The sequence below is a fragment of the Micromonospora craterilacus genome (assembly GCF_003236315.1).
In the GTDB taxonomy this organism is placed as follows: domain Bacteria; phylum Actinomycetota; class Actinomycetes; order Mycobacteriales; family Micromonosporaceae; genus Micromonospora; species Micromonospora craterilacus.
The window spans coordinates 1-10,037 of record NZ_POTY01000249.1 but is presented as its reverse complement, the minus strand read 5'-3'; the positions used below and the strand labels follow the sequence as shown (position 1 = coordinate 10,037).

Below are 10,037 nucleotides of genomic sequence, written 5' to 3'. Positions count from 1 at the left end.
CATCCCACCCCGCACCACGCAGAACCGAAGGGAGATCGGCGATGAACGATCTCTTCACCTGGGCCGCGCTGGGCAGCCTCACTGGCGCGAGCGCCGCGACGCTGCTCGCCACGAATGTCATCGGCGGACTGATCGGCCCGAGCGCCGACACGGCCCGCAAGTGGATCGCGCTGGGCATCGCCCTCGCGCTGTCGTACCTCACCGCGGCCTTCGCCACCGACGCGGGCGCCGAGAAGTGGATCATCGCGTTCTTCAACGGCCTGGTCATCTTCTCCGCCGCCCTCGGCATCAACCAGCTGCCACCTGGCAACCGGCAGGCGACGCCGACCCAACTGGCGCAGGGCACCGAGCCCCGCTTCATCCGCTCCTGGGCCTGAAGGGAGCAGCGTCATGGTCTACGGGATCATCAGCGCCGCCGTCCACGTCGTCGCGGGCGCCGTGTTCGGCCTGCTTGCCGGCGGTACCGTCGGGCTGCTCGTCGGCGCGGGCGTCGGCCTGCTCGTCGGTGCCGTCTTCGGCTGGGCGGTCGCCTCGGCTCAGGTCTACTCGTCCGGTCCTCGGGGTGTGTTCCTCTTCGTCGTCGACCACACCTGGAGCCTGCTGAACACCATCGTCGGCGCGATCTACCTCGCGCTGCACCTGGTCTTCGGCCACTCGCTGGATCGGGTCACCTCCCAGCACAGCTGCCGGGTCAACGTGGTCGAGGGGGTCTCCCCCCGCTACGCCACCACCCTCGGCACGGTCTGCGCCGGCTCCAGCAGCGGCATCCAACGGCACGAGGACGTGCACATCTTCCAGGCCCGCCTGCTCGGTCCGCTGTACATCCCGCTGGTCGTGGCCAACTACGTGCTGTTCACCATCGCGCCGGTGTGGCTGCTGTACCACGACCACGCGGGCGCACCGATCAACCGGTTCACCCGGTACTTCGAGATCGGCGTCTACCCGCACGTGTGGAACGAGGCGATCGCGTACCGCATCCAGGGCACGCCGCCGCGATGACCGGACACGGTCCGATCGAGACGGCCACCGCCGAGCTGTCGGCGTGGCTGGCCGGGGCGGCGGGTGCCGCCGTCCCGGTCGGTCCGCCCCGGCCCGACGCCGATCCGGGGCGGTTGACCCTGTGGCCGCTGGAGCTGCGGCCGGCCCGGCAGACCCGGGGCAGCGGCGGCCCGGAACCGTACCGGCTGACCGTCCGTTACCTGCTCGCCGCCGGCGGACCGGACGCCCTCGCCGCGCTGGACCGGGTGCTCGTCGCGGCCACCGCCGCGGGCGGGCACACGCTCGTGCTGGAGGCCGGCGACCCGACGCTGTGGTCGGCGTTCGGGGCGCCGCCGCGGCCGTCGCTGCTGATCGACGTGGCCGTGCAGGTCACCCATCCGAGCCAGCCGGCCGCGCCGGTGCTGCGCCCGCTACAGCTGCGACAACTGGAGATGCTGGCCTTCGACGGGCGCGTCGTCGGCCCGGCCGACCAGCCCCTCGCGGCCATGCGGGTCGAGGTCGTCGGTCAGCCGTACGCGACGCAGACCGACCCGGCGGGCCGGTTCCGGCTCGTCGGCGTGCCGCACGACCCGGAGCACCCGGGCCCGGTCCGGCTCCGGCTCACCGGCCGGGGGCAGGTGCTCACGGCCGAGGTCGACCCGGCCGACCCCGACATCGTCATCGTCTGCGCGCCACCGACCCGCTGACCCGAACCGCACGGGAGGACCGAACCGATGCCCACCTACTTCTCACCCGGCATCTACGTCGAGGAGGTGCCCAGTGGTGCCCGCCCGATCGGACCGGTCGGCACCAGCACCGCGGCCTTCGTCGGCGTCGCACCGGACCGCACCGCCCACCTCGGCGAGGCGCTCGCCGTGAACAACTGGACCGACTTCCTACGGCTGTACGCCGACGGCGACCAGTTGGAGAGCACCCCGCTGGCCCGGGCGGTCTTCGGCTTCCTCGACAACGGCGGCACCCGCTGCTGGGTGGTCAACGTCGGCGAGGGCGGCTCGATCTCCGGCACCGGCCGCCAGCGTGGCGGGCTGAACCTGCTGGAGGCGGTCGACGAGATCTCCATCCTGGCCGCGCCCGGCTTCCACGACCCGGTCTCGCACGAGGCGCTGCTCAGCATGGCCGAGAAGACCCGCACCATGGTCGCCATCTGCGACCCGGCGCCCGACATCGACGACGTCTCCACCCTCACCCGGGTCGCCACGGCCGGCTCCGGCCGGCCCGCGAAGCCGGCCGACGCCGGTGACCCGGACACTCCCGCCGCCGGCGGCGGGGGCGGCCCGGGCGGGGGCGGCGGTGCCGGCCCGGTGTCGCACCGGCCCCGGCAGTCCGACTTCGGTGCCCTCTACTACCCCTGGCTACGGGTACGCGACCCGCTCTCCGGCGAGCTGGTGCTCACCCCGCCGAGCGGGCACATCGCCGGCATCTGGGCCCGCACCGACGCCCTGCGTGGGGTGCACAAGGCGCCGGCCAACGAGCCGGTCCGCGGCGCCGTCGACCTGGGCCGCCTGGTCACCCGCGCCGAGCACGACGTGCTCAACCCCAAGGGAGTCAACGTGATCCGGTTCTTCCCGGGCGAGGGCATCCGGGTCTGGGGCGCGCGCACCCTCGCCGCCGAGGCCAGCGAGTGGCGCTACCTGAACGTCCGCCGGCTCTCCATCGCCATCGAACAGGCCATCGCCAACGGCACCCGCTGGATGGTGTTCGAGCCGAACGACTACACGCTGTGGCGCTCGATCCGCCGGGACATCGGCGCCTTCCTCACCCGGGTGTGGCGCGACGGGGCGCTGCTGGGACGTACGCCCGAGGAGGCGTTCTTCGTCAAGTGCGACGAGGAGACCAACCCGGCGGATGTCCGCGACGCCGGCATGGTGGTCGCCCACATCGGCATCGCCGTGGTCAAGCCCGCGGAGTTCGTGGTGTTCAAGCTGAGCCAGTGGGCCGGCGGCACCGAGACCGAGACGATTGGAGGCTGACATGGCGACCACGGCCACTCCGCAGCCGGGCGCCCCGGTCGACCCGTACCGGGCGTACAACTTCAAACTGCTGGTCAACGGCATCACCAACGGGCACTTCACCGAGGTCAGCGGGCTGGAGGTGAACATTCCCGCGGTGCCGTACCGGGAGCAGGGCAACGACCGGATCCGGATGGTTCCCGGGCAGGTCGAGTACGGGCCGGTCACCCTGCACTTCGGCCTCACCGCCTCCCGCGAGTTGTGGGACTGGGTGCACGCGGTGGCCCGGGGCACGGTCAACCGTCGCAACGTCTCGGTGGTGCTGCTCGACGCGGCCGGCACGGCCGAGGTGCTGCGCTGGAACCTGATCAACGCCTGGCCGACCAACTGGCGGGGCGCCCACCTGAACACCCTCGGCCAGGAGATCGCCATCGCGGCACTGACGCTGCGCTACGAGAGCCTGGAACTGGAGGCCGGTGGTGCCGCGCCGACGCCCGCGTAGCTGGCTCGCCGGCCGGCTCCGGTCCGCGGCGCGCGCCGTGGACCGCATCGCCGGCGTGGTCGACGCCTCCCCCACCGCCGCACCAGCCAGCGCGACGGTCGCCGGACCAACCGGCGGAACGGTCGCCGGGTCGGCCGGGGAGTCGGGTGCCGGGTCGGGTGGTGGCACGGTCGGTGGCGTGGCCGCCGCCGGTGCCGGGGCGTACCGGCGCCCGGGCCAGCCGCCGGAACACTGGCTGCGGGTGGTCGCGGCGCACGCCCCCGGCCTGCTGCGCGACCTCGCCGTCGACGCACCGCCGGGTGATGCCGCGACCGACCCGGACGGCGCTTCATGGCCCGTTTCGCTCGGACACCAGGACCCCGATACCGGCGGGTCGGCGGCCGGCGCGGCCGGGCCGGATCCGTCCGCCCCGCACCACCGGCCGGCGGCACCCTCGGCTGGTACGGGCACCACGTCCCCGGGCGACGCCGACCGGGCCGGCGACACCGGCCCGCTCGACGGCACGTCCGTCTGGTGGGCCACGGCGCGACCGGCAGCCGCCCGGGGGGCACCGGGAACCAGCGGCGACCCGCCCTCCACTCCCCCCTTTGCTCTGCTTCAACCGACGCAACGGTCCCTGTCCGGAGACCGGACGCCGGGCGTTGCGTGGAGTGAAGCAGAGCAAAGGGGCGACGCCGGGGTACCGCGGGTCGGCCCCGGGTCGTCCGGCGGGACGGCGTCGCCCGGGGGTACGCGCCGGCGGCGGGCCGGCACCGCCGGCCGGCCGCCCCTGGTCGCCGCGCCGCCCGGCACGGCTGCCGCCGGCACATCGGACACTCCGGCGGCCGATGACGGACGCCCGGACCGCACCGTGGGCGGGTTCGGGACGGCAGCGCCGGACGGCGGCCGGCCGCGGCCGACCCGGCTGCCGGCGGTGACAGACGAGGCCCTGACCCGGATTCGTCCGCACACCGCGCCAGATTCGCACCCGACGGAGTCGGCTTTCCCCAGGACAGGGCCGGGCCCGCACGGATCGGACCTGCGGTTGGCGGGGACCGGACCAACCGTGTCAGGAACGTCCCCGGCCTGGGCGGGACCCGAATCGGGCCAGGAAACCGGATCGGCGCAGGGAGCCCGATCGACGTGGGGGACCGGATGGGCGCAGGGAACCGGATCGGGGCAGGGAACCGGATCGGCGGCGGGCTTCGGCGGCGGGCCGGGGGCTGGCCCAGCGGGACGGGACCGGTTCGGCGCCGACCCGGACGGGACGTACCCGGGTCCGGGCCGGGCCGGCAGGGACGCCTGGTCCGTCGCCGACCGGTACCGGACGGCCGGCGACGGTCCACCGGGCCTGGACGGCGGGCTGCGGGCGGTCGGGGGCCGGGCCGGCGGCCGGCGGCCGGGCGGCGACGGGTTCCGGTCGGACGGCGGACTTCCGACCGGCGGCCCGCTGCCGGGCGGCGACGGGCTCTGGCCCGGTAGCGGGCTCCCGGCCGGTGCCGGGCGCTGGCCGGACGGCGCGACGGCACCATGGCCGGCCATCGACCCGCCGGGGCGGCCGGGCGGTCGGTGGCGTGGGCCCGACCCGTGGCCGGCCCTGCCCGACGACCGGCCCCTGTGGTCGGTCCCCGACCCGGCCGGTGCCGATTCCGAACACCTGCGCCGGCTGGACCGTGAGCAGGCGGGTGGCTGATGGAACGGGTCGCCTTCCTCATCGACGCCACCGGCGAACGGGTCGACTGCCTGCTCAACCCGGAGACCGTCCAGGTGACCCGGCTGGCCGGGGTGCGGCCTCGGGGCAGCGCCGGCACCCAGCTCACCGGCACCGGCCTGGCCGACGACCCGCTGGTCTTCACCGGCGGCGGGCGCACCGAACTCGTCCTGGACCTGCTCTTCGACACCGACTTCGCCGAGGGTCAGGTGCGCCCCGCCGACGTCCGCGCCCTCACCCGTCCATTGTGGATGCTCGCGGAGAACTCGGCGGTCGAGCACGGCTGGGTGCGTCCGCCGCTGGTACGGCTGGTCTGGGGCAAGACCTGGAACGTGCCCGGGGTGATCATCGCCGTCGCGGAACGGTTCGACGCGTTCACCGCCACCGGTTCGCCGCGCCGCTCCTGGCTGCGGCTCAAGCTGGTCCGGGTCGCCGAGGACACCGACCGGGCCCGGGAGGGCTTCGCCGAGGAACTGGCCGTCGCCCAGACCCCGGCCGTCGCGCCGGGCACGGCCGTGGTCGCCGCCGGCGACGGCACCGCCACCACCGACTCCTCGGGCGTACGCTTCGACCTGCTCGCCCACGACGCGCTCGGCTCGCCGCTGCGCTGGCGGCTGCTGGCCGAGCACAACCGGATCACCGACCCGCTCGCGGTGCCCGCCGGCACCGCCCTTGCCGTGCCGCCGCAACAGGGCCTCGGCACCGGCGTCGCCGCCGGGAGCGGGTCGTGACCGCCGCCGCGCCCCGGGCGCTGACCGTGCTGCTCGCGGGCGACCCGCTGCCCGACGCGCTGACCGGCCGGGTGACGCAGGTGCGGGTGGCCGCCCGGCTGAACCGGCCCACCCAGTGCGAGGTGACGCTGAGCGTCGCCCCCGGCGCGGCGGCGCTGACCGGCCCGGTGCACGTCGGCGCGACCCTGGACGTCCGCCTCGACGGCCAGCCGGAGACGCTGTTCACCGGCGAGGTCACCGCCGTCGAGGTCGAATATGCCGCCGACGGCGCCGCCACCCTGCGGGTCCGGGCGTACGACGCGCTGCACCGGCTGCGCAAGCGGCAGCGGCTGCGGGTGTTCGAGTCGGTGACCGCCGCCGACCTGGCCGCCGAGCTCTGCGCCGACCTCGGGCTGACCGTCGACGCGGAGGACGAAGGACCACGGCTGGACCGGCTGCCGCACCACCGCCCCAGCGATCTCGACCTGCTGCTGGAGGTGACCGGCCGGGCCGGGCTGCACCTGAGCGTCGACGGCGACGTGCTGCGCCTGCTGACGCTCGACGGCCACGGCGCGGCGATCCCCCTCGAACTGGGCCGCGACGTGCACGGCCTGCGGCTGTCGGTCAACTCCGACACCGCCGTCGGGGACAGCGCGGCGCTCGGCTGGCACCCGCAGCGGGCCGAAGCGATCGCCCAGCGCGCCGGCACGCCCCGGTGCGGGCGGGACACGCCGGTAAACCCGGATCCGGCCGACGTCGGCGCGGATGGCACCCGGACCGCGCTAGACCAGCCGGGCCGCAGCGACGACGAGATCGCCGCGCTGGCCCAGGCCCGGCTGGACGCCCGGGCCGCCGCCCTGGTCACCGCCGAGGGAACGGCCGAAGGCGACCCCGCGCTGCGCCCGGGTCGCCGGATCCGCCTGACCGGCGTGGCCGAGGCGGTGGCGGGCACATACGTGCTCACCGAGGTGGTGCACATCCTCGACGCCAACGGGCACCTGAGCCGCTTCTCCACCGCACCGCCGCCAGCACCACCGGCCGGGCCGCCCGCCCCGGCCGTGGTCACCCTGGGCACGGTCACCGACGTGGCGGACCCGGACGGGTTGGGCCGGGTACGGGTGGAACTGCCGGCGTACGGCGGGGCAGACGCCGGCTGGCTGGCGGTGCTCTGCCCGGGGGCGGGCCGAGGCAAGGGACTGGTGGCGCTGCCCGATCCGCAGGACAGCGTGCTGGTGGCGCTGCCCGGCGGCGAACCAGCCTCCGGCGTCGTGCTCGGCTCGCTGTTCGGCACGGTCGAGCCGTACGACACCGGGGTGGACGACGGGCGGGCCCGGCGCTGGTCGCTGCGGACCGCCGGCGGGCAGCAGGTGGTGGTCGACGACGTGGCGCGCAGCCTGAGGCTGAGCACCGACGCCGGCAGCTGGCTGGAGCTGACCCCGCAGCTGGCCACCCTGCACGCCGCCAGCGATCTGGTGCTCTCCGCACCGGGCCGGGCGATGGTGGTCCGCGCCCGCAGCATCGACTTCCTGCACGCCGAGGCGGCCGAGGACGCGGAGACCGCCGCCGAGCGGGCCCGCAGCCTGGCCCGCGCCCACCACGAAGGAGGCGGCTGATGCGCTGGATCCACCGCGACTCGGTGATCAGGTGCAGCCACGACGGCCGGGTCCGCAACCAGGCGTCGCAACAGTGGGTGACCCTGGCCGGCGTGCCGGTGCTGGTCGCCGACGACCCGTTGGGCCGGGAGATCGTCGCCTGCCCGAACTACGGCGCCACGGTCAAGCCGTGTACGAAGACCCAGCCGGTACGGGTCGGCTACAGCGACTGGGTACGCGTCGACGGCCAGCGGATCGTGCTGTCGCACCTGGAGGGCTTCACCGACGGCAGCCCGCCCGGCCAGTTCAAGTACCGGGTGCGCGACCCCCGGCAGCGGTTCGTGGGGGCCGACCGGTGAGGGCCATCCGGTTCGTCGGCGCCGGCTTCGACCCCGGTCAGGGCGGCGGGCTCGCGCTGACCGCGGCCGGCGGGCTGGCCATGACCGACGGCGACGAGACGGTACGCCAGGCGCTGTTCCTGCTGCTGTCCACCACGCCGGGCGAGCGGCTGATGCGACCCGGGTACGGCTCACGCCTGCACCGGCTGGTCTTCGCCCCGAACGACGACACCACCGCCGGCCTGGCCATCCACTACGTCCGCGCGGCCATCGCCCGGTGGGAGCCCCGGATCGACGTGCTCGACGTGGACGCCGGGCCGGACCCGGACGACCCGTGGCGCCTGGTGATCCGGCTGGACTACCGGATCCGGGCCAGCCTCACCCCAGGTCAGCTGGTCTTCTCGGTCGACCTGCTGCCCGCCGACGACGATCCGCCCACCGGGCCGACGACCGGCCCCGGCACCGAGACAGAGGAGGGGCGATGACCCTGCCCGTGCCGCACCTGGACGACCGGACCTTCCTCGACCTGGTCACCGAGGCCCGGGAGCGGATCCGGCAGTCCTGCCCGGGCTGGACCGACCTGTCCGCGCACGACCCGGGCATCGCGCTGCTGGAGGCGTTCGCGCACCTCACCGAGGTGATGATCTACCGGCTGAACCAGCTGCCGGAGAAGGCGTACGTCTCCTTCCTGAACCTGCTCGGGGTGACCCGGCACGCCCCGTCGGCGGCCTGGGCGGACGTGCGCTTCACCCGGACCGGCGCCGACGACACGCCGCTGCGGATCCCGGCCGGCACCCGGGTGGCCGCGGCCCGCGGAGCCGACCCGCGACCGGTCGTCTTCGTCACCTGCGAACCGGCGCTGCTGGCCGCCGGGCAGCGCGAGGCGACCGTGCGGATGCACCACTGTGAGCCGGTCGAGGCGGAACTGCTGGGCGTGGGCACCGGCGCGCCGGGGCAGGTGCTGCGCGCCGAACGGGCGCCACTGGCGCGTACCGCCGAATCGCTCGACCTGCTGCTCGGCGTCGAGGTGCCGGCCGGGTCGGTGGAGCTGGGCGCGGCGGCCCGGGAACACGAGGGACGCACCTTCGAGATCTGGCGGGCGGTGGACAGCTTCGCCGGCCTCGGCCCGCAGGACAAGGCGTACCTGGTGGACCGCTGCTCGGGCACGGTGACCTTCGCCCCGGCGCTGGACCTGCGGGCGCCCGGCGGTGATCCGACCGACGGATCGCTGTCCTTCGGGGACGGCGCGGTCGCGGCGGTGCCGCCGGCCGGGCGGCAGGTGCGGCTCTGGTACCGCGCCGGTGGCGGGCCGGCCGGCAACGTGGCGGCAGGCACCCTGACCAGCCTGCGTGACCCGCTGCCCGGGGTGAAGGTGGTCAACCCGCTGCCGGCGGCCGGCGGGCGGGAGATGGAGGCGATGGAGTCGGTGCTGCTGCGCGGACCGTACGCCTTCTTCGCCCAGCAGCGCGCGGTGACCGCCCGGGACTTCGAGGTGCTGGCCACCGCCTCCGGCGGGGTGACCCGGGCCCGCGCGTTCACCCGGGCCGCCGTGTACAGCTTCGCCCGTCCCGGCGAGGTGGAGGTGGTGCTGGTGCCGCACGTGCCGGCCGACGCCCGGCCCGGCGGCCAGCTGCCGGTGGAGGTGCTGCGCGAGCACGAGGTGGAGGAGGCCCGGCTGCGGGTCGAGGCGGACCTGGAGCGGCGTCGCTCGCTGGGTGCCACCTGCCGGGCGAGCTGGGCGCGGTACAAGGCGGTGTCGATCCGGGCCCGGGTGGTGGTGCGCCGGGAGGAGGACGTCGACGCGGTCCGCCGGCGCATCCACGACCGGCTGCACCAGACGCTGAGCCCGCTGCCCACCGCGCTCAACCCGGCCGGCTGGGCGTTCGGCGAGCCGCTGCGCGCCTCCAACGTGTACCGGCTGCTGGAGCATGCCGAGCCGGGGGTGCGTTACGTCGAGTCGGTGCGGTTCGTGGTCGACGAGGCACCGGACAACCAGGTGCGGACCCTCGCCGCCGACCAGTACCAGCCGCGCACCTGGTACGCCGGCAGCGGCCCGGTGCTGTTCCGCTCCACCAACGCCGGGGCCGGCTGGGAACCGGCGGGGCGGTTCGACGGGGAGACCGTGCAGCGGGTGGCGCCCGCCGGGGTCGCTTCGATGACGAACGAGGCGAAGTCGTTCGTCGCGGCGTACCGGACCGAGGCCGAACGGTCGGTCCTTCTGGACGAGCTGGGCCACATCCACGCCGCGGGCCAACAG

Annotated in this window: 11 protein-coding genes; all 11 read left to right on the top strand. The window is 75.3% G+C overall.

The window, feature by feature from the left end:
* Positions 1 to 41: 41 nt before the first annotated feature.
* On the top strand, positions 42 to 377 hold the full coding sequence (locus C1I95_RS28095) for a hypothetical protein (RefSeq protein ID WP_111218279.1): 336 nt from the start codon (positions 42 to 44) through the stop codon (positions 375 to 377).
* Between the two features lie 13 nt (positions 378 to 390).
* Positions 391 to 999 (top strand): glycine zipper family protein, encoded by a 609-nt coding sequence (locus C1I95_RS28090; protein WP_111218277.1) that lies wholly within the window; start codon positions 391 to 393, stop codon positions 997 to 999.
* Positions 996 to 1,685 (top strand): carboxypeptidase-like regulatory domain-containing protein, encoded by a 690-nt coding sequence (locus C1I95_RS28085; RefSeq protein ID WP_111218275.1) that lies wholly within the window; start codon positions 996 to 998, stop codon positions 1,683 to 1,685. The genes C1I95_RS28090 and C1I95_RS28085 overlap by 4 nt, the downstream gene beginning before the upstream one ends.
* 27 nt (positions 1,686 to 1,712) lie before the next feature.
* On the top strand, positions 1,713 to 2,969 hold the full coding sequence (locus tag C1I95_RS28080; protein WP_111218273.1) for a phage tail sheath family protein: 1,257 nt from the start codon (positions 1,713 to 1,715) through the stop codon (positions 2,967 to 2,969).
* A 1-nt stretch (position 2,970) separates the two neighbouring features.
* A complete protein-coding gene (locus C1I95_RS28075; protein ID WP_111218271.1) occupies positions 2,971 to 3,450 on the top strand; it encodes a phage tail protein in 480 nt (159 codons plus the stop codon).
* A gap of 1,045 nt (positions 3,451 to 4,495) precedes the next feature.
* Entirely contained in the window at positions 4,496 to 5,122 is a 627-nt protein-coding gene (locus C1I95_RS34945; RefSeq protein WP_146605875.1) for a hypothetical protein, read from the top strand.
* Positions 5,122 to 5,871 carry a CIS tube protein gene (locus tag C1I95_RS28065; protein ID WP_111218267.1) on the top strand — a complete coding sequence of 250 codons (750 nt, stop codon included), beginning with the start codon at positions 5,122 to 5,124 and terminating at the stop codon, positions 5,869 to 5,871. The genes C1I95_RS34945 and C1I95_RS28065 overlap by 1 nt, the downstream gene beginning before the upstream one ends.
* The gene (locus C1I95_RS28060) at positions 5,868 to 7,463 is read left to right on the top strand and encodes a contractile injection system protein, VgrG/Pvc8 family (protein WP_111218265.1); all 1,596 of its coding nucleotides are present in this window, start codon (positions 5,868 to 5,870) and stop codon (positions 7,461 to 7,463) included. Before C1I95_RS28065 ends, C1I95_RS28060 begins: the two co-directional genes overlap by 4 nt.
* The gene (locus C1I95_RS28055; protein WP_111218263.1) at positions 7,463 to 7,801 is read left to right on the top strand and encodes a hypothetical protein; all 339 of its coding nucleotides are present in this window, start codon (positions 7,463 to 7,465) and stop codon (positions 7,799 to 7,801) included. Before C1I95_RS28060 ends, C1I95_RS28055 begins: the two co-directional genes overlap by 1 nt.
* Positions 7,798 to 8,265, top strand: a complete 468-nt coding sequence (locus tag C1I95_RS28050; protein ID WP_111218261.1) for a GPW/gp25 family protein — start codon at positions 7,798 to 7,800, stop codon at positions 8,263 to 8,265. The genes C1I95_RS28055 and C1I95_RS28050 overlap by 4 nt, the downstream gene beginning before the upstream one ends.
* Positions 8,262 to 10,037 (top strand): putative baseplate assembly protein (locus C1I95_RS28045; protein ID WP_233513935.1); only part of this gene is annotated, 1,776 nt, incomplete at its 3' end. The genes C1I95_RS28050 and C1I95_RS28045, both read left to right, overlap by 4 nt.